Raw genomic sequence first — 19158 nt, 5'->3', positions numbered from 1 at the left:
GAAACACAATTCAGTTTCCTGCTCAAGCCAAAAAAACACACTAAATTTTTATATTCGTCGTAAAATAAATTCCTTACATGCCCGACAATTACATAGCCGACCAAACATTCGAAAAAGCAGATTTTACCTTACGCTCACTCCCAAAGGCTGAATACGAAAACTGTAAATTTATCAACTGCGATTTTTCCGGTTCAGATTTAAGCGGGGTTAAATTTTTAGACTGCGAATTTATTTCCTGTAATTTAAGTTTGGCTACCTTAACCAAAACCTCCTTTATTGATATCAGTTTTCAAGGCTGCAAAATGCTGGGATTAAGATTTGAAAATTGTAACGATTTTGGCTTGGCGTTCAGCTTTAACAACTGCAAGCTGGATCATTCTTCCTTTTATAAATTAAAACTGAAGAAAACCATTTTTAAAACTTCACAATTACATGAAGTCGATTTTTCGGAGAGCGATTTAGCCAATGCAACGTTCGACAACTGCGATCTGTTAAATGCTACTTTCGACCGGACAAATCTCGAAAAAGCAGATTTCAAAACAGCTTACAATTATTCGATAGATCCCGATAACAACAGGATTAAAAAAGCAAGGTTTTCTAAATCCGGACTTGCAGGACTGTTGCATAAATACGATATCCAGATCAGTGAATAGTTTTTGAGAAATTTTGTAAATTCAGCTTACAAAATCATCAGCTATGGAACAGCCAAAACCCGAAAACATTGATCAATATATTGCCAATTTCCCTGCTGAAACACAAAAACTTTTGCAACAGGTTCGCGAAACCATTCACCAGGCAGTACCAAAAGCTAAAGAGGTAATCAGTTATGGTATGCCGGCTTTTAAACAAAATACTGTGCTGGTATATTTTGCAGGTTACGCCAAACACATTGGTTTTTACCCAACCAGCTCGGGTATCGAGGCATTTAAAAATGAATTTGCTGATTATAAATGGAGTAAGGGCGCAGTTCAGTTTCCTTTGGATAAGCCTTTGCCATTAGAACTGATTACGAGAATCACAAAATTTAAAGCAGAACGGGATGTAGAGAAAGCAGCAAAGAAAAAAAACTAGGCAATCCAAACCTGGTCTTCTCTATCAAAAACCCATTGGCCATTTATTTTCTTTGCATAAATATAGGTACCCATTCCCCATCCACGATATTCGGAAATCATAATTGATTGTTCGAAATAGTACTTTGCCCTATTTCGTGCCTTGTTAAAAATAACCCGGCTGAAAGTGAGATTTCCATTATAATTAAGATCTGACTTCACAGTACCTATATTTGTATTTATAATTTCAAATCCATCGCTACTTATGCTTTTGAATGGCTTCAACCGGAAAGCCACTGTATTTTTAACATATTTCCCGTGCTTTTCGTAAGCAAGAGATTTAAATTGGTTTACTGAAAATAAAGAATCGGTAACTGAATATTTTCGTCTCCTCTTTACTTCCTTGTGTGGAAGATTCTTCGCTTCAGGATACATATCTTTAAAATCGTTTTTTGAAACCCATACAATCCCTTTTTCAAAAGTATTCAAGATCACCGTAACCTCTTCATTTACGTTTTCTTCTTTCTCAGGCTTTCCGTTTTGGCAACCAAAGCAAAATATTAAAGTTATAATAATAAAAGCGCTCTTCATTTTTTAAAGATGATGTGTTATTTGTTTTTCCATAAAAACCCGCATGTCCAAAAACTTACTCACAAATTTCGGTGGAAAACTTCATTTTAAAAATCCTTAATTCCCGCAAATCCTCATTAGCTTTGCTTCCTTTAATTTTACCCTTTAGGATATGCTAAGCCACCATAAAATAATTGCAGCCGAATTAAAAGTTGCAGAAAAACAAGTAACCGCAACCGTAAATTTGTTAGATGAAGGTGCAACTGTACCATTTATCTCCCGTTACCGTAAAGAGGCAACCGGCAGTTTAGATGAGGTTGAGGTAGCTGCAATCCGCGATCGGGTTTTGCAATTACGCGACCTTGACAAACGCCGCGAAGCGATTTTAAAATCGATGACAGAGCTAGGTAAATTAACACCAGAGCTTGAAAAACAGATTAACGAAGCAGAAACCATTTCGCTTCTCGAAGATATTTACCTGCCTTACAAACCCAAACGCAAAACACGTGCATCGGTTGCAAAAGAAAAAGGTCTGGAACCTTTGGCACTTCAGATCTTTGAACAAAATAGCTTCGACCTGGATACCGAAGCAGATAAATTTATCAATACCGAAAAAGGAGTAAACTCCCTTGATGAAGCTTTGGCCGGTGCCAGGGATATCATTGCCGAAATGATTTCTGAAAATGCTGAAGCCCGTACCAAAATGCGCACTTATTTTCAGGAAAAATCAGCTTTTAAATCAGAAGTGATCAAAGGAAAAGAAGAAGAAGGGATTAAATACAAAGATTACTTTGAATGGAGTGAGCCGGTTAAAACGGCAGCATCGCACCGGGTTTTGGCCATGCGCCGTGGCGAAAAAGAACTGATTTTAAGGTTAGATGCACTTCCTCCAGCAGAAGATGCACTTGCCATTTTAGAAAACCAGTTCATTTTAGGCAATAACGCAGCTTCAAAACAGGTACAGCAAGCTTTAGAAGATGGTTATAAACGTTTGTTGGAACCTGCAATGGAAACTGAGCTACGTGTATTAACCAAGCAGAAGGCCGATGAAGAAGCGATCCGTGTTTTTGCCGAAAATGCACGTCAGTTATTATTGGCTGCACCGATGGGGCAAAAAAATGTACTGGCCATCGATCCTGGTTTCCGCACAGGCTGTAAAGTGGTTTGTTTAGATAAACAAGGTCAGTTGTTAGAAAACACTGCAATTTACCCTCATACCGGACAAGGCAATGTAAAAAATGCCGAATTCACCATCCAACAGCTTTGTGAAAAATACGAAATTGAAGCCATTGCCATTGGTAACGGTACTGCGGGAAGAGAAACCGAGGCTTTTGTCCGTGCGCTAAATTTACCGCATATCACCATTGTAATGGTTAACGAAAGTGGTGCATCTATCTATTCGGCTTCGGAGGTGGCAAGAGAAGAATTTCCAACGCAGGATATTACTGTTCGCGGTGCCGTTTCAATCGGTCGCCGTTTAATGGATCCTTTGGCTGAGTTGGTTAAAATCGATCCAAAATCCATCGGTGTAGGTCAATATCAGCACGATGTTGATCAGAATAAATTACAGGCAAGTTTAGATGATACCGTAATCAGTGCCGTAAATGCCGTTGGCGTAGAGTTGAATACAGCTTCAAAACAAATTTTGGCGTATGTTTCAGGTCTCGGACCAACCCTGGCACAGAATATTGTTGATTACAGAAATACCCACGGTGCGTTTAAAAACAGAGAAAGCCTTAAAAAAGTACCACGTTTAGGCGACAAGGCTTATGAGCAGGCTGCAGGTTTCTTACGCATCCGCAATGCAGAAAATGTTTTAGATACCAGCGGTGTTCACCCTGAGCGTTATGCCGTGGTAGATAAAATGGCGAAAGATCTTGGCACTACCGTTTCGGCCCTGATGAAAGATACACAGTTGCAAAAACAGATCAAGCCGCAACAGTACGTTACCGACGAAATCGGTTTACCGACTTTAAACGATATTTTAAAAGAACTAGCAAAGCCCGGCCGCGACCCGCGTGAGCAGTTTGAAGCATTTAGCTTTACCGATGGCGTAAACGAAATTGCTGATTTAAGAACGGGTATGAAATTACCGGGAATTGTAACCAACATTACCAATTTCGGTGCATTTGTTGATATCGGCGTTCACCAGGATGGTTTAGTACATACCAGCCAACTGGCAAACCGTTTTGTGGCCAACCCAAATGATGTGGTAAAAGTGCATCAAAAAGTAGAAGTTACCGTAATGGAAGTTGATGTGGCCCGTAAAAGGATTTCGCTATCAATGAAAACTGAGGTTGGTCCGAAGTCAGAAGTCCGCAGTCAGAAGCCCAGAGAGCAAAAACCAAAACAAGATTACAAGCCGAATAATAAGCAAAACTTCAAACCGCGCAATGAGCCTAAAGATGCCGATGGTGATTTACAGGAAAAACTGGCAAAGCTAAAAGGGATGTTTAAATAAAAAAATCGTCATTTCGACTGAAGTTCAACGAAATGGAGAAATCTTTGAGTACATTCGAAATAGATTTCTCCACTACGGTCGAAATGACGATTTATCTATATCCCTAAACTCCAATCTTTTCTTCGGCAAGCTTTCCGGATAATGGTTTTGGATAAACGAAATCATGGCCTCCCTTACATAACACCTCAAATCGAAAGCCCTTGATGAGTTAGAAGCACTCATTAAAAAACGTACTTCTATGGCGCCATCTTTTGTACTATCCGTAACCTGCACTACATTTACACGCTTATCCCACAAAGGATTTAACGTTAATAACCTTGTCATTTCCTGTCGCATGGGTTCAATCGGAATGGTATAATCGAGGTATAAAAAAACAGTTCCCAACAGATCTGCCGAAACACGCGTCCAGTTTTGAAAAGGTTTTTCAATAAAATAGGTAATCGGTAAAATCAGCCTGCGTTGATCCCAGATATTCACCACCACGTAGGTTAAAGTTATTTCCTCCACCTTTCCCCATTCGCCTTCCACAATTAAAACATCATCAATCCTGATGGGCTGTGTAAAAGCAATCTGAAAACCTGCCAGTAAATTCCCCAGCGATTTCTGCGCCGCAAAACCAATAATAATTCCACCAATCCCCACTCCGGTAAGTAATCCGGCCCCTATTTTTCGCATGCTCTCAAAACTCAGCAAAATAATAGCAGCTGTAATTAAAATGATAAGCGAGACAATAAATTTCCTTACAAACTGTAATTGCGTACGGATTTTACGCTCCTTCAGGTTATTTTCTTTATTCAGATCGTATTTCAGGTAGAAATAATCTTCTAACACATTAATTAAACGCACTAATATTAAGGCAAAAGTGATGGTTAAAGCAATTTCCAGTGCTTTTGCAATAGGAAGTCTGAATTCTGGCTCCATCACCATTATTGTAAGCGAGAAATTCAATAACAGTAGCGGAATAAAAACTGCAACAGGCCTTCTTAAATGTTTAATGGTTGATTTTATAATAATGAAATCCCACCAACGAGAAAGCAGGATAAAAGTTTTGTGGATAATGAATTTGATTAAAATACCAAGTAACACTGCTGCTAAACCAATAATCAGGTTTTTAAAAAACAAAGGAATTGGATAACCGAAAATCTGGTCGATATACTGCATACACGAAATTTGCTGGTTAATAAATACGGCGATAAGCCAATAGATATTCTTATAACAGCTATATTTTTGGATTGTTTGCCAACTGAAAATCAATAGCCGCAAATAAATTATTTACATTAGCATTTTGTATATCTTCAAAATAAAAAGATGGATTTTTTTGATGCCCACAGTATATTTTTCGCGGTTCTTGGCTATAAAATGAGCTATCTGGAATTCTTTGCCGTAATTACCGGGGTTATTTCAGTTATTCTCTCCGCAAAAGCAAGTGTCTGGAGCTGGCCAGCTGGTATCGTTAACGTATTCTTGTCGGCCTTTTTATATTACCAAAGCCAGCTTTACCCTGATATGTTTCTAATGGTTTTCTTTTTTGTAACCAATATTATGGGCTGGTGGCGGTGGACAAACCCAAAACCCGGGGAAGAAGATAAAAATAAGGAACTCAAAATCAGTTTTATGTCGTTAAAGCAGTTTTTGATTTTATTGGTTGCAGGCATTTTGGGTACATTATTAATGGGTATTTTGGCTAGTCAGCTGCACAACTGGCTCCCTCTGCTGTTCAATTTACCGAGTGCCTATCCTTTTGTCGATTCGTTTATTTTCGTAATGAGTGTAATCACCACTTTTCTAATGATCCAGAAAAGAGTTGAGTGTTGGATTATCTGGCTGATTATCGATGTTGTGGCCACTTACCTGTACTTTTTAAAAGGTATTAAGTTTATGGGTATAGAATATTTCATTTTTACTATCATAGCTGCCTTTGCTTTATGGCATTGGATAAAAGAATACAGAAGTTACGCTAAAACGGTATGAAAAGAGGATTGGTAATCGGCAAGTTTATGCCAATCCATAAAGGGCATATTGCCTTGATTAATTTCGCTGCTACATATTGTGATGAGCTGATTGTATCGATGAGTTTTACACCTGAAGATAAAATTGACCCCGCTTTGCGTTTTGAATGGCTTAAGGAGATTTTTAAAGATCAGCCAAACATTAAACCAGCAATTATTCCTGATGATTTTGATGACGAAAGCTTGCCCTTAAATGAACGGACAAATATCTGGGCCGTCAGGATGCGGGAGGTTTACCCAAAAATCGATGTTTTATTTAGTTCTGAATTTTACGGGCCACCGTTCGCACTTAATTTACAGGCAGAACATATCTTGTTTGATGAACCAAGAAAATTCATTCCGGTTTCTGCTACTTTAATCAGAAATAATCCTTTTCAATACTGGGAATTTATTCCTGAAGTAGTGCGACCTTATTTTGTAAAGAAGATTTGTTTCTACGGACCAGAAAGTACCGGAAAATCGACCATGGCCGAAAAAATGGCTTTACATTATCATATTGTTTTTGTTCCCGAAGTTGCACGCGAAATAATCAGCACTAACGATATTACTGTTGACGACATTATCAAAATCGGGAAAGCACAAACACAAAGGGTGAAAGAAAAAACAGGCATTGCCAATAAAATCGTTTTTTGTGATACCGATTTAATTACCACAAAAATATATTCAAAATACTATTTAAAAGAGGTTCCGGATATTCTTAACGATCTTGAAAATGAAATTAAATACGATTTATATTTCTTATTGGATATTGATGTAGAATGGGTGGCCGATCACCTCCGCGATTTTGGCGACAGACGTTTGGAAATGTTTAATCTGTTTAAAAGTGAACTCGAAAAACGGGGCATTAACTATATCCATATCAGTGGAAATTATAACGAACGCGAAGAAAAAATCAAAAAAATTATAGATTCTATTCTGCTATAAATAATTCTATTTTTTGTATATTCAGCTCAAATCCAAAATGATATGACAGCTAAATAAGCGCTTCCTATCATCCCTGACAATACTGTAGTTAATAAAATTTACCAGCTAAGAGGACTAAAGGTGATGCTCGATAGCGACCTGGCCGAACTTTATGGTGTCGATACTAAGGTTTTAAATCAAAGTATTAGTCGAAACATTGAGCGTTTCCCGGATGATTTCATGTTCCAGCTAAGCACCGAGGAATGGGAATCCTTGAGGTCACAAATTGTGACCTCAAAAAAAGGGAGGGGTGGAAGAACCTATTTACCCAATGTTTTTACCGAACATGGCATATTAATGCTTTCGAGTGTATTAAACAGCAAACAAGCCATTCAGGTGAATATCCAGATTGTTCGGATTTTCTCTCGTATCCGTCAGTTTATTCTAGATAGCGGCGAACTTAAACTCGAAATTGAGGAGATTAAACAAAAGGTAAGCAACCAGGATAAAAACATCGAACTGGTTTTCACTTATCTGGATAAACTGATCGATAAGAAAATCGGGCCAAGGAAAAGAATTGGCTATATGCCCGATGATCTTTGATTATGAATGCATAAAAAAAATTGAAGTCGCAAATTGCGACCTCAAAATAAATAAGCTACAAAGTACTTCGTTTCGGATATCAAAATCAGTCACATTTATATTCAAAATTATAAATCGAATCCCAACTTCCTCTAATATAATTTGGTACCCCGGGACTAATATCTAAATGTGTGTTACTCAGTTTCATAGAAATGATTCTTCCTTCTGAATCTTTTGTATATAGAAAAGAATATAAAAGAGAATATCCATTACCAGAATTTGTTTGTAAACTGGTTTGTTTTACGCCACTTAACTGATTTTTACTTGTTTTACCAAAGAAACCGGGTATAACTTCAATAATATCAAGGTAATAAAGTGGGTTTGCATTACTTGTTAAATCAACAGCAATGTCATTGCTGTAAGTATATTCCAAAGTTTCACTATGTAACCCCAAAGAACTAATACCGGTTACCTTAACCAAATTTTCATTGCTATAGTTGAAAGTATATATAGTTTGACTGTTTGAGTAAGTATCAATCTTTGTCAATGTTGAAATATACCCTTCAGTATTATAATTTAAATTAGCCTTGATACTTCCATTATAAAACTCTACATAAATAACCCTACCCAGCCCATCAAGCTTGTAAATCCAGTCACCGTTATATTTTGTTTTTAGCGTTAACTGTGTTGGAGTAGCTATAACAGAAAAACTTGTAAAAGCACTATCCTGAGTACTTATGATATTTTTAATATTATTCTTTTCATCATAATTTACAACTGCCGATCCTCTATAATATGCTACATCTGCTTTTTTACCGGGATTAAAAACCATATTGGCAGAAACGATTTTACATTTTTTATTCGGAGTCTCTGTTTCCTGGAGATTTTCTTTATTACAAGATGATAATACTAAACACGCAAATAATAGAGTATAGATAAGTTTCATTTTAGAGCATTAAGATTTAAATTGATGGCTAAAATATTATTTTATTTAAAATTTACTACCATATAGATTCATTATTTTAGATTAAAGTGCTAATAGTATTAAATCCTCGAGCTACAAATTGCGACCTCAAAAACCGACTTAGAAAATCGGCTATTAACCATCAATAGTACTATACTACCTTCGTTTAATAAACGGGATTGCAGCGATATCCTTTTTTGTTTTTTGCTTTGACAAATTAATAGCACTCTAGCAAGAAATTTGTCAAAGCAAAAAACAAAAAAGATTTAGCGTAAAGCCCGACTGAACCAACCGAAGAACTGCAGGTTCTGCTTTACAAAAAATCATGAAGCAGGTTACCACATCGCTGCGCACTAAGCAATGACAATAATTTTATATCAAAAATTTTCTATTCAACTATTTGATAATAAAAGTTTTCTATCTATCTTTGCAGTCCCAAATTTAATGGGAATAATAAATTGTTTAATAAATTAAATACAAGCAAGTGAATACGTTAAGTTACAAAACTGTCTCGGCCAATGCGAAAACTGTTAACAAACAGTGGATTGTTGTTGATGCGCAAGGCGAGATTTTGGGGCGCTTGTCATCGAAGATCGCTATGATCATCCGTGGTAAAAACAAGCCTGAGTACACCCCACACGTAGACTGCGGTGATAATGTAATTGTTATCAATGCAGACAAGGTTAAATTGACAGGAAACAAATTCAGCGAAAAGCAATATGTTTCTTATACTGGTTATCCAGGTGGTCAGCGTTTTATTTCTCCTAAGGAGTTAATGGCGAAACACCCTCAACGTGTAATCGAGAAAGCGGTACGTGGTATGTTACCGAAAACTAAATTGGGTAAAAAACTTTACACCAATCTTTTTGTGTATGCAGGTGAAAACCACCCTCATGCAGCTCAATCTCCAAAAACCATTAAACTTTAAGAAATGTCAGTTACTAACACTTCAGGAAGAAGAAAAACAGCTGTTGCACGTATCTACTTAAAAGATGGTGCTGGCGCAATTACCGTTAACGGTAAAGATCACAAAGTATATTTCCCAACTTTACCTTTGCAATATATCGTAAACCAAAGTTTAGAAGTTTCTGAACTTACCGGCCGTTACGATATCACTGTAAATGTACAAGGTGGCGGAGTAAAAGGACAAGCAGAAGCTGTTCGTTTAGCTATTGCTAAGGCGATTGTTGAACTAGATGCGGAGAAAAAACCTGCTTTACGTGCTAAAGGTTTAATGACACGTGATAACCGTATGGTTGAGCGTAAAAAACCAGGACGTGCTAAAGCCCGTAAGAAATTCCAATTCAGTAAACGTTAATCACAGGAGGCAAACACAATGGCAAGAACAACTTATCAAGACTTATTGGATGCAGGTGTACACTTTGGTCACCTTACCCGTAAATGGAATCCAAAAATGGCTCCTTACATTTTCATGGAGCGTAATGGAATTCACATTATAGATTTAAATAAAACTTTAACTAAAACTGAAGAAGCTGCGGCTGCGATTAAACAAATCGTAAAATCAGGACGTAAAGTATTATTCGTTTCTACAAAGAAACAAGCAAAAGGAATCGTAGCTGAACAAGCTAAAAAAGTAAACATGCCTTTCGTAACCGAGCGTTGGTTAGGTGGTATGTTAACCAACTTTGCTACTGTTCGCAAGTCAATTAAAAAGATGTCTAACATCGATAAAATGACTAAAGACGGTACTTATGCGATCTTATCTAAAAAAGAGCGTTTAATGATTCAGCGTGAGCGTATTAAATTAGAATCACTTTTAGGTGGTATTGCTGATTTAAACCGTTTACCTGCAGCTTTATTCTTAATTGATGTTAAGAAAGAGCACATCGCAGTAACTGAAGCGTTAAAATTGAACATCCCAACTTTTGCGATGGTTGATACAAACTCTGATCCTTCTAACATCGATTTCCCGATCCCGGCGAATGATGATGCTACAAAATCTATCTCTTTAATTACTGATGTAATTATCAAAGCGATTGAAGAAGGTTTAGATGAGCGTAAACGCGAAAAAGATGATGAGGCTGAAAAAGAAGCAGTAGCTGCTAAAGCTGCGGCTGATGCTCCGGAAGCAAAAGAGCCAAGACGTAAAAAAGCTGCTGAGGCAGAAGTTGAAGCGTCAGCATCAGAAGAAACTAAAACAGAAGAATAGTAATATTTTTTAATTGCAGGTTACTGGTTTCAGGTTTTAAGTTGGCTTAACATGAGTTTAACTTGGCGCTTGTAACTTGTAACCTGTAATTGTTATAACAAGATTGTAAAATTTAAAAAAGAAATAAGATGTCTACAGTACAAATTTCTGCAGCAGATGTGAACAAATTGCGTCAACAAACTGGCGCTGGTATGATGGATTGCAAAAAAGCTTTAGTTGAAGCTAACGGTGATTTCGAAGCTGCTGTTGATTTATTGCGCAAAAAAGGTCAAAAAGTATCTGCCGCCCGTTCTGGTAATGCTACTTCTGAAGGTTTGGTATCAATCAATGTTTCAGCAGATGGTACAAATGGTAAATTAGTTGCTTTAGCTTGCGAAACTGAACCAGTTTCTAAAGTTGAAGATTTCCGTAACCTGGCTCAGGCTGTTTTAGCTGCAGCAGTTGCCAACAATCCTGCTACTGCTGAAGAATTATCAGCAATTACTTTGGAAGATGGACGTACAGTTGCTGAAACCATAACTGAATTAACCGGTAAAATCGGAGAGAAAATCGTTATTCAGGAATATGCAAATATATCTGGCGAAAAAATCGTTTCTTATATCCACTCTAATGGTAAAATGGGTGTTTTAGTAGTATTTGAAGGCGCTAATGGTGCAGATATTACTGAAGCTGGTAAAGATGTTGCAATGCAAATTGCTGCAATGAACCCAATTGCTGTTGATAAAGACGGTGTTGATCCTGCTACTATTGAGCGTGAAATTGAGATTGCTAAAGACGTTATCCGTCAGGAAGGCAAACCAGAAGAAATGGTTGAGAAAATTGCTGCCGGTAAATTGAACAAGTTCTACAAAGATAGTACTTTATTAAACCAGGAGTTTGTTAAAGACAGTTCTATCGATGTTCGTAAATTTTTAGATAACACTTCTAAAGGTTTGACAGTATCTGCTTTCAAACGTGTACAATTAGGTGCATAAGCATTAAAAACATATTTAAAAAGCTCCAGGAAACTGGGGCTTTTTTTATGCGCTTTACTTCAATTATATCCATCATCTCTCCATTCCATTCACTTCAATAAAAGACGTCGTCATCTCGACTGAAGCACAGCGAAATGCCCACCTGTATCGGGCAGGGAGAGATCTAAATCAAAAACACGCTCGAAATAGATTTAGCTTCGCAGAGCATGTGGGTTCTCAGCTTCTTTGCACTCCGCTACTTATTGACAGACCTAAATAAAGCAACGTCATCTCGACCGGAGCATGGCGGAGCGGAGAGATCTTTCCTGAGACAGATTTCTCGGCTCCGCTGCACTGCGCTCGAAATGACGATATGAGGGGAACCTTGCTATCAATGGACGACCGCTTGAGGTTTTCCTACTTCCTCAAAGCAGTATATTTCCCAACTTCCTTCCCAGAATCATCGAGCATACTCACTACTACTTTATTTTTATCTGCATTTATTTTTGTAATGGTTCTTGTACCGGTTTTAGGTCCGCCACCGATAATTAAAGGATAATGATTTAAGTTTTTATCAGGCTGATGAACCATGTATTTGTGTGTATGGCCACTTAATACCAGATCAATCTTTCCCTGATTCAATAGTGGTTCGAACAATTCGGTACAGTGTTTGGGTCCATGGGCATCTCCAGAGAAACGTGGTGGAATATGCATCATTACAATCCTGAACGGCGCTTTTTTAAATTCTTTGGAGTTGATCTCCGATCTAAACCATTCTGCCTGCTGAACGCGGTAATCATCAAAATTTACAATGCCGGCATAAACCGGATGCGCATCTTCCTTATCCTCACCGGTATCTAAAATCACAAAGCGCACCGGCCCTAATGTAAAAGCAGTATGGCCAACATGCATGTAATACTGAGGAAATTGGCGGGCAAACTTACCCCGGGTTTCATGATTGCCCCGTACATAAATAAAGGGCGTGTTCTTAGCAAAATTATCTGCACAGGGTTGAAGCATGTGCTCAATAATCTGTTTTTCATCCGTCTGGTAATCGAAGATATCGCCATTGAAGAAGATAAAATCCTGTTTTTGATCGGGAACAAGGCCTAACAAATGTGGAATAGATTCAGGCCTGTCATGCGTATCGTTCAACATTAAAAATGAAACTTCCGCTTTATTCACATCAGCATTAACAAATTCGTCAACCGGACTACTCACTGTTTCCCCATAAGTTAATTTATAAGGCTGAAAATCTTTAATCTCTTTCGAAACGATTTTATAATAGTATTTAACCCCGGGTTTTAAGTGACGAAGGTTAACGGCATTAAGCTTACTATTGGCCTGCATCAGTCCCAATTCTGCTTTTCCGTAAGCCTTTTGATTCAACTGATCAGCCTGTTCGCCATATTCTACCCAACCAGCAGCATTTTTATTGGTTAACCAAAGAATGGTCATTTCGTTATTGAAATTCGTTTGGAGATAAGGACCAACTGCAATCCTGAATGCATCTTCTCTTTCAGTTGCATCAGCAATTGCCATTGTTGGCGCCACCAATGTAGCTGCACTTAAAGTTAGGCTGGCCTTTAAAAAACTTCTTCTATTGGGCTGATTTTCATTCATTTGGTTATTTTATCTTATTACCCAAATATATAGCCACAATATTTAACTTTGACCGTGTAAGATTAAATTTACTCAAACGTTTGATATGCCTAAAGTAATTTCCAATACCTCCTATTTTCAGGGCAACGATTTAAAGCACAATCAAGATCTGATTATTGATGGTGATGTCATTTCTAATATTAGTGACAGCAACAATAAAGAAAATAATCATACCCTTGTTGTTCCAGGCTTTATAGATCTACAGATATATGGCGCCGGTGACAGGCTATTTTCTGCCGATCCAAGTGTAGAATCTTTGACTATAATGGAAGAAGATCTGTTAAAAAAAGGAACTACAGGCTTTCTGGCTTGTATGGCAACAAATTCTCCGGAAGTTTTTAACGAATGTATTAAAGTTGCTAAGGAGCACCGCTCAGCCGCTAAAAATTGCCTGGGTTTACATTTAGAAGGGCCGTTTTTAAACCCTAAACGTTTGGGTGCACACGTACCTGCATTTGTACGAAAAGCCTCTTTAGATGAAATTAAAAAACTGATCGATTTTGGTGATGGCGTAATCAAAATGATGACTATTGCCCCTGAACTTCAGGATGATAACGTAATAGAATACCTGTTAAATAACGGTGTAGTTGTTTCATTAGGGCACAGTAATGCAACTTTCGAAGAAGCGACAGCTGCCTATAATAAGGGCATCCAAACCACTACGCATCTTTTTAACGCCATGAGTCCCATTCACCACCGCGAACCTGGCATACCCACTGCTGTTTTCAGCCACGATAAAGCTATAGCCAGTATTATTGCCGATGGGCAGCATGTAGATTTCGAGGTAGTTAAATTTGCGCAGAAACTGTTAAAAGAACGACTGTTCCTCATTACTGATGCAGTTACGGCATGTTCAACGGGTCCTTATCAGCACATCCAGAAAGGGAACAAATATGTAATGCCTGATGGCACACTTTCAGGCTCATCACTTACCATGTTAGAAGCTGTTAAAAATTGTGTCATGCATTGCGACATCAACTTGAATGATGCTGTTAAAATGGCTACAAGTTATCCTGCTAAATTAATTGGTATCCAAAATCTCACAGCGAATATAGCAAGCGGCGAATTAGCAAATTTAGTGGTGCTTGATGATGAATTGAATTTAAAAGAAGTCATTTTTAAAGGAAAAACGGTATAATCAAACCAATATGTTCAGAAGGATCCTTTCAGCATTTATCTTTTTATCCATTTACGCCAATTATTGCTGGTCGCAGGAAATAAATACTGCTTTTACCATTATCCCACTTGGTGTTAAAGGCGGTGATGACGAGAGCAATTTATCATCGTACATGATTGCGCCAAAAGGAAACGAAAATTACGTTTGTCTTGATGCAGGCACCATAAATGCCGGTATCCAGAAAGCAATCGACCTTAAATCCCAAAAAGGCATCAGCGAAGAAATCCAACGAAAACAGATAAAAGGGTATCTGATCTCGCATGCCCATTTAGATCATGTTGCTGGCTTAATTATCAATTCCCCGGCTGATACAGTTAAAAATATCTACGGTTTACCTGCTGTACTCAACATTTTAAGAGATAAATATTTCACCTGGGATGCCTGGGCCAATTTTGCCAATGAGGGTGAAAAACCACAATTGAAAAAATACACCTATTTTCCTTTGGTTGAAGGCAATACTTATCCGCTTGAAGGCACAGAAATGAAGGTAAAAGCCTTTGAACTCAGCCACGGTAATCCTTATAAAAGCACGGCCTTTCTGATTAGCCATCAGGACAGCTATGCACTATACCTGGGTGATACCGGAGCAGATGAAATAGAAAAATCAGATAAACTCGCAAGGCTGTGGCAAAATATATCCCCGCTTATTAATTCAGGACAGTTAAAAGCCATATTTTTAGAGGTTTCTTTTCCTAATGAACAGCCTGAAAAGCAATTATTCGGTCACCTTACACCAAAGCTTTTCTTCAGCGAACTTTCGAAACTTGAAGCTTTAACCAACGAAAAAGCTTTTAAAAAGATTTCTTTTATTGTTACCCATACAAAACCTCCGCAACAAACCGCAGAAAAAGTAAAGCAACAATTGATTTCAGGAAATAGAGAAGGCTTAAAACTAATCTTTCCGGAGCAAGGCAGGCGCTTCACAATTAACTAATTTTAGAATATCACTGGTTAGATTTGACCTTACAGTTTGATCATAAAAGCCCCTTAATTGTAGCTTTTATTGTCTGGCAATAAAATCCAATAAACAATTTACATCAATTATTAAAAAGCATAGCCCGGTATTAAAAAATTGTTGATATTTTTGAGGTCATGAAATACAAGCGCATCCTACTAAAGCTTAGCGGAGAATCGCTAATGGGCGACAAACAATACGGTATTGATAATGATCGTGTTAAGCAATATGCAGAAGATATCAAAGCAGTACACGATAAAGGCTTAGAAATCGCCATCGTAATTGGAGGAGGAAATATTTTTAGAGGCTTAAGCGCCGAAAAAAGTGGGATGGACAGGGCTCAGGCTGATTACATGGGGATGTTGGCAACGGTAATCAACTCTATGGCCTTGCAAGATGCTTTGGAGAAAGTTGGTATCAAAACCCGTTTGCTTACGGCAATTAAAATGGAGCAGATTTGCGAACCGTTTATCCGCAGAAGAGCTGTACGCCATTTAGAAAAAGGCCGTGTAGTTATTTTTGGTGCCGGCACCGGAAATCCATATTTCACCACCGATTCTGCAGCAGCTTTACGTGCCATCGAAATTAAAGCCGATGTGGTTTTAAAAGGTACACGTGTTGATGGAATTTACACCGCCGATCCGGAAAAAGATCCTTTAGCAACAAAATATGGAGAAATTTCATTCAGAGAAGTGTATGATAAAGGCCTTAATGTAATGGATATGACGGCTTTTACCCTTTGTGAAGAAAACCAACTTCCAATTATTGTGTTTGATATGAACAAACATGGTAATTTCATGAAAATCGCCAATGGCGAGCCAATTGGAACCCTGGTAAAGTAAGCATTTAAAAAAATATTATTTTTGTAGAAATACACACGATTATGAACGACCTCATACAATTACAATTAATGGATGCTCAATCTGCAATGGATAAAGCAATCGATCATTGTGAAGCTGAATTAACTAAAATTAGGGCTGGTAAGGCATCAGCCGGAATGTTGGATGGTATCTTTGTTGATTATTATGGCGCTTCTACAGCATTAGCTCAAGTGGCCAGTATCAATACTCCTGATGCCAGGACAATTGTGATCCAACCCTGGGAAAAATCACTTTTAACCACTATCGAAAAGGCTATACAGGTAGCCAATATTGGTATCAATCCTCAGAATGATGGTATTGTGATCCGTTTGGTGGTACCTCCTTTAACCGAAGAGCGCAGGAAAGACCTGGTTAAAAAAGTAAAAGAAGAAGCCGAAAGAGGCCGTGTTACTGTTCGTAATATCCGTAAAGATGCCAATACCAAAATTCAGAAATTAAAAGGCGAAGGCGTATCAGACGATGAAATTAAAACCGGTGAAGGCGAAGTACAAAAATTAACTGATGCCTATATCATTAAGGTCGATAAACACGCAGAAGCGAAAGAAAAAGATGTAATGACCGTTTAATCTGCATCAAACTCATGATAAAGGGAATGGATTTAAAATCTATTCCCTTTTTTTATGCTATTTTTTTGAGCTCGATGCCCGTACATTTAATATTGTTGGTAGCGATACCTGCGCATTTTCGACATTTCTACCTGCCTTTTTAAGCTTATTCAATAATATCTTCATGATGTTCTCTGCAATGGCTTCAAGCGGTTGCGCAATTGCCGTAACAGGCGGATCGCAGAACTCCAGGATTTCGAAATCATCGAAAGATACCACGGCCAGATCTTTATGAATGCGGATACCTTCTTTTCTGAAAGTCCTCAAACCATCTAAACAAATGTAGTTAGCCGCGAAGATTACCGCGTCCAATTGCTTTTCTTTTTTAAAAAATTTCACCATTTCCTTAATCGATTCAGCCGAATTTACATAGCTGATCTTTTTTACAATGGCTGGAAGCTTATGCTTTTCTACCGCAGTTTCGTAACCTGATAAACGATCGACCATTTGCTGCTGAACGGTGTCTATGGTAACAAAACCTATATTTTTATAACCATTGTTAATCAGGTGCTCCGTAGCTTCGAACGTGCTATTCTTATTATCAATAATTACATAATCAGTTTTTACATCCTGCACATAACGGTCGAAAAGCACCACCGGCGCATCCGTTTGAATCAGCTTTTTAACTTCTTCTTCTAAACCTTCGGGCAGGGCCATAATGTAGCCATCTACGTGCCTGTCTTTAAAAATCTGCAATAACTCTATTGCTTTTTCAGTATCATTACGGGTACTGCTAAAAAGAATTTTATAACCAAGGCTGGAGGCGATTTCATCAATGCGGCGCGCTATACCAGAGAAAAAAGGCTCTGAAATATCATCAACCAGAAAGCCGATAATCTTTGTTTTTCCCGTCCGTAGGCTCGTAGCAAGGGCATTAGGCTGGTAGTTTAATTCGGCAACAAGGTCTAAAACTTTTTTGGTAAGCGATTCGCTGATGTTTTTCTCTCTCGCTTTTCCATTAATTACGAACGATACGGTTGTAATGGAAATATTTAATTGTTTGGCGATATCTTTTATGGATATTCGTTTTTTCATTACAGGCATTACACAGTTAGAATAAATTGAACTGGTAATATAGGAATATATCTACAAAAATGTAAAAATACCCGTAAAAAGAAAAAGAGCAACCTATCCAGGATTGCTCAATTAACTAACTTATTATTCATAAAAAATGCTGTTGGGGAAGGAGTCGAACCTTCAAGGGGTAGTTAGCTACAGTTCAAAAAATTAATTTGTGGTCAACCCAATAAACTGCGTTTGTCCCATTATTCCCCACCACCGAGACAAGGAGGCGTGTCTGCCAATTTCACCACCCAACAATTTTAGTCATTAGTCCAAAGTCTGCAGTCGTGAGTCTACTAAAGACTATGGACTCTTGACTTAGGACTAAAGCCGCTGTAGGGGAAGGAATCGAACCTTCAAGGAGTGGTTAGTACTGTTGCCAGTATATTCCCATTATTCTCCGCCACCGAGACAAGGAGGTGTGTCTGCCTGTTTCACCACCCTACATTTTGTTAAACAATTTTGAAAGAACGTTTCCTTTTTGTTAATTGCTTGATACAAATGTAAAGGAACAACCATTACCTTGCAAATATTTTAAACATTTAATTTTATTTTTATAATATTGATAAATATTTGTAAATTCGCTTATCATAATTCAAAAATATGCTTAAAAAAGACAATTCCAATTTAGAAATTGACAACCTCGACATCGATATATTGAAACAATTGATGCAGGATGCCACTAAACCCTATACAGAAATCGCTAAAGATCTGATTGTTTCGGGCGGAACAATACATGTTAGGATGAAAAAACTACAGGAAATGGGCATTATAAAAGGTTCTCATTTAATTATCGATCCGCAAAAGGCTGGCTACGATATCTGTGCCTTTTTGGGTATTTATCTTGAAAAGGGGATCCAGTATAAAGATGCCGTTGCACAGCTGAGCAAAATTAAGGAAGTAGTAGAGCTTCATTACACTACAGGTGCTTACAGTATGTTTGCCAAAATTATCTGCAGGGATACCAACCATTTGCGCCATGTGTTAAACGAAGAAATACAGGCCGTGAATGGTATTCAGCGCACTGAGACATTAATTTCACTGGAAGAGAGCATTAAGCGGCAGATTGAGTTGGGATAGAGAAAGACCAAAGCTGAAAGACCAAAGCTGAAAGACCAAAGCAGAAAGACTAAAGGGAAGTGACTAAAATAAAAA

Annotated in this window: 20 protein-coding genes and 1 tRNA gene; 15 read left to right on the top strand and 6 right to left on the bottom strand. The window is 37.9% G+C overall.

What is annotated here, in order from left to right:
- Nucleotides 1–77: 77 nt before the first annotated feature.
- Nucleotides 78–653, top strand: coding sequence for a pentapeptide repeat-containing protein (locus ACTJKC_RS16615; protein WP_440793634.1), 576 nt, complete (start codon nucleotides 78–80; stop codon nucleotides 651–653).
- Between the two features lie 43 nt (nucleotides 654–696).
- The gene (locus ACTJKC_RS16610; RefSeq protein ID WP_440793632.1) at nucleotides 697–1071 is read left to right on the top strand and encodes an iron chaperone; all 375 of its coding nucleotides are present in this window, start codon (nucleotides 697–699) and stop codon (nucleotides 1069–1071) included.
- Here the strand turns inward: ACTJKC_RS16610 and ACTJKC_RS16605 are convergent.
- Nucleotides 1068–1640: a hypothetical protein gene (locus tag ACTJKC_RS16605; protein WP_440793630.1), complete on the bottom strand. Its 573-nt coding sequence runs from the start codon at nucleotides 1638–1640 to the stop codon at nucleotides 1068–1070. The genes ACTJKC_RS16610 and ACTJKC_RS16605 overlap by 4 nt on opposite strands.
- A 151-nt stretch (nucleotides 1641–1791) precedes the next feature.
- Between ACTJKC_RS16605 and ACTJKC_RS16600 the strand changes: the two genes are divergently transcribed.
- On the top strand, nucleotides 1792–4080 hold the full coding sequence (locus ACTJKC_RS16600; RefSeq protein ID WP_440793628.1) for a Tex family protein: 2289 nt from the start codon (nucleotides 1792–1794) through the stop codon (nucleotides 4078–4080).
- Between the two features lie 72 nt (nucleotides 4081–4152).
- On the opposite strand, the gene ACTJKC_RS16595 is transcribed toward ACTJKC_RS16600, so the two are convergent.
- Entirely contained in the window at nucleotides 4153–5241 is a 1089-nt protein-coding gene (locus ACTJKC_RS16595) for a mechanosensitive ion channel family protein (protein WP_440793626.1), read from the bottom strand.
- Between the two features lie 147 nt (nucleotides 5242–5388).
- Between ACTJKC_RS16595 and pnuC the strand changes: the two genes are divergently transcribed.
- The 3 genes from pnuC (at nucleotide 5389) to ACTJKC_RS16580 (ending at nucleotide 7595) form a co-directional block, all read left to right on the top strand.
- Entirely contained in the window at nucleotides 5389–6051 is a 663-nt protein-coding gene (pnuC, locus tag ACTJKC_RS16590; protein ID WP_440793624.1) for a nicotinamide riboside transporter PnuC, read from the top strand.
- Nucleotides 6048–7013, top strand: coding sequence for an AAA family ATPase (locus ACTJKC_RS16585; protein WP_440793622.1), 966 nt, complete (start codon nucleotides 6048–6050; stop codon nucleotides 7011–7013). Before pnuC ends, ACTJKC_RS16585 begins: the two co-directional genes overlap by 4 nt.
- 66 nt (nucleotides 7014–7079) lie before the next feature.
- Nucleotides 7080–7595: an ORF6N domain-containing protein gene (locus ACTJKC_RS16580; RefSeq protein WP_440794057.1), complete on the top strand. Its 516-nt coding sequence runs from the start codon at nucleotides 7080–7082 to the stop codon at nucleotides 7593–7595.
- An 85-nt stretch (nucleotides 7596–7680) separates the two neighbouring features.
- On the opposite strand, the gene ACTJKC_RS16575 is transcribed toward ACTJKC_RS16580, so the two are convergent.
- Nucleotides 7681–8520, bottom strand: a complete 840-nt coding sequence (locus ACTJKC_RS16575; RefSeq protein WP_440793620.1) for a hypothetical protein — start codon at nucleotides 8518–8520, stop codon at nucleotides 7681–7683.
- Between the two features lie 502 nt (nucleotides 8521–9022).
- Here ACTJKC_RS16575 and rplM point away from each other — a divergent pair.
- The 4 genes from rplM to tsf all read left to right on the top strand — a co-directional run bounded on the left by rplM (nucleotide 9023) and on the right by tsf (nucleotide 11682).
- Nucleotides 9023–9466, top strand: coding sequence for a 50S ribosomal protein L13 (gene rplM, locus ACTJKC_RS16570; RefSeq protein ID WP_047799009.1), 444 nt, complete (start codon nucleotides 9023–9025; stop codon nucleotides 9464–9466).
- A 3-nt stretch (nucleotides 9467–9469) separates the two neighbouring features.
- The gene (gene rpsI / locus ACTJKC_RS16565; protein WP_025145383.1) at nucleotides 9470–9856 is read left to right on the top strand and encodes a 30S ribosomal protein S9; all 387 of its coding nucleotides are present in this window, start codon (nucleotides 9470–9472) and stop codon (nucleotides 9854–9856) included.
- Between the two features lie 18 nt (nucleotides 9857–9874).
- Nucleotides 9875–10708 carry a 30S ribosomal protein S2 gene (gene rpsB / locus ACTJKC_RS16560; protein WP_025145384.1) on the top strand — a complete coding sequence of 278 codons (834 nt, stop codon included), beginning with the start codon at nucleotides 9875–9877 and terminating at the stop codon, nucleotides 10706–10708.
- A 128-nt stretch (nucleotides 10709–10836) separates the two neighbouring features.
- Nucleotides 10837–11682 carry a translation elongation factor Ts gene (gene tsf / locus ACTJKC_RS16555; protein ID WP_440793617.1) on the top strand — a complete coding sequence of 282 codons (846 nt, stop codon included), beginning with the start codon at nucleotides 10837–10839 and terminating at the stop codon, nucleotides 11680–11682.
- A gap of 396 nt (nucleotides 11683–12078) precedes the next feature.
- Here the strand turns inward: tsf and ACTJKC_RS16550 are convergent, their stop codons facing one another.
- Nucleotides 12079–13284 (bottom strand): metallophosphoesterase, encoded by a 1206-nt coding sequence (locus tag ACTJKC_RS16550; protein ID WP_440793615.1) that lies wholly within the window; start codon nucleotides 13282–13284, stop codon nucleotides 12079–12081.
- 85 nt (nucleotides 13285–13369) lie between these two features.
- Here ACTJKC_RS16550 and nagA point away from each other — a divergent pair, with 85 nt between their 5' ends.
- The 4 genes from nagA (at nucleotide 13370) to frr (ending at nucleotide 16902) form a co-directional block, all read left to right on the top strand.
- Nucleotides 13370–14461: an N-acetylglucosamine-6-phosphate deacetylase gene (gene nagA / locus ACTJKC_RS16545; protein WP_440793613.1), complete on the top strand. Its 1092-nt coding sequence runs from the start codon at nucleotides 13370–13372 to the stop codon at nucleotides 14459–14461.
- Between the two features lie 10 nt (nucleotides 14462–14471).
- Nucleotides 14472–15434 (top strand): MBL fold metallo-hydrolase, encoded by a 963-nt coding sequence (locus ACTJKC_RS16540; protein WP_440793611.1) that lies wholly within the window; start codon nucleotides 14472–14474, stop codon nucleotides 15432–15434.
- 158 nt (nucleotides 15435–15592) lie between these two features.
- Nucleotides 15593–16297 carry a UMP kinase gene (gene pyrH, locus ACTJKC_RS16535; protein WP_344853934.1) on the top strand — a complete coding sequence of 235 codons (705 nt, stop codon included), beginning with the start codon at nucleotides 15593–15595 and terminating at the stop codon, nucleotides 16295–16297.
- A gap of 41 nt (nucleotides 16298–16338) precedes the next feature.
- On the top strand, nucleotides 16339–16902 hold the full coding sequence (gene frr / locus ACTJKC_RS16530; protein WP_344853935.1) for a ribosome recycling factor: 564 nt from the start codon (nucleotides 16339–16341) through the stop codon (nucleotides 16900–16902).
- A 57-nt stretch (nucleotides 16903–16959) separates the two neighbouring features.
- Here frr and ACTJKC_RS16525 read toward each other — a convergent pair whose 3' ends face one another.
- Both ACTJKC_RS16525 and ACTJKC_RS16520 read right to left on the bottom strand, forming a co-directional pair.
- Entirely contained in the window at nucleotides 16960–17976 is a 1017-nt protein-coding gene (locus ACTJKC_RS16525; RefSeq protein WP_344853936.1) for a LacI family DNA-binding transcriptional regulator, read from the bottom strand.
- A gap of 139 nt (nucleotides 17977–18115) precedes the next feature.
- A tRNA-Asp gene (locus ACTJKC_RS16520) sits at nucleotides 18116–18260 on the bottom strand.
- A gap of 346 nt (nucleotides 18261–18606) precedes the next feature.
- Between ACTJKC_RS16520 and ACTJKC_RS16515 the strand changes: the two genes are divergently transcribed.
- On the top strand, nucleotides 18607–19083 hold the full coding sequence (locus ACTJKC_RS16515) for an Lrp/AsnC ligand binding domain-containing protein (RefSeq protein ID WP_025145395.1): 477 nt from the start codon (nucleotides 18607–18609) through the stop codon (nucleotides 19081–19083).
- The last annotated feature ends 75 nt before the right edge of the window (nucleotides 19084–19158 follow it).

The sequence above is a fragment of the Pedobacter sp. 22226 genome, assembly GCF_052045455.1.
Taxonomy (GTDB): Bacteria; Bacteroidota; Bacteroidia; order Sphingobacteriales; family Sphingobacteriaceae; genus Pedobacter; species Pedobacter jeongneungensis.
Note: the sequence above shows the minus strand (reverse complement) of the source record. Positions and strands in the feature narration are given on the sequence as shown.